Origin of the sequence: Marinomonas gallaica (assembly GCF_001639745.1) — a bacterium.
Taxonomy (GTDB): domain Bacteria; phylum Pseudomonadota; class Gammaproteobacteria; order Pseudomonadales; family Marinomonadaceae; genus Marinomonas; species Marinomonas gallaica.
The window spans coordinates 1-276 of the sequence record NZ_LTAX01000072.1 but is presented as its reverse complement, the minus strand read 5'-3'; the positions used below and the strand labels follow the sequence as shown (position 1 = coordinate 276).

The window sequence follows — 276 nt, the reverse complement described above, 5'->3', positions numbered from 1 at the left end:
GAAGCGATTTCAGACACAAAATCCGTGCGCAACTACCGCGATAACTACTTTAGAAAACTGGGCTTTGGGCGGATCACATTGCAACAAAAAGAAAACCTTGGGGTTGGCAAAAAGAATCAATAAACAATAGGGCTGCAATTGCAGCCCTATTGTTTATTGATTCTTTTTGCCAACCCCAAGGTTTTCTTTTTGTTGCAATGTGATCCGCCCAAAGCCCAGTTTTCTAAAGTAGTTATCGCGGTAGTTGCGCACGGATTTTGTGTCTGAAATCGCTTC

General features: G+C 42.8%; 2 protein-coding genes. One reads left to right on the top strand and one right to left on the bottom strand.

The features are described from left to right. The first annotated feature begins 6 nt into the window (after positions 1–6). Positions 7–123 (top strand): DUF2960 family protein, encoded by a 117-nt coding sequence (locus tag AYW76_RS19730; RefSeq protein ID WP_407943029.1) that lies wholly within the window; start codon positions 7–9, stop codon positions 121–123. Between the two features lie 30 nt (positions 124–153). Here the strand turns inward: AYW76_RS19730 and AYW76_RS19735 are convergent, their stop codons facing one another. Beyond that, positions 154–270: a DUF2960 family protein gene (locus tag AYW76_RS19735; protein ID WP_407943029.1), complete on the bottom strand. Its 117-nt coding sequence runs from the start codon at positions 268–270 to the stop codon at positions 154–156. Between the last annotated feature and the right edge of the window lie 6 nt (positions 271–276).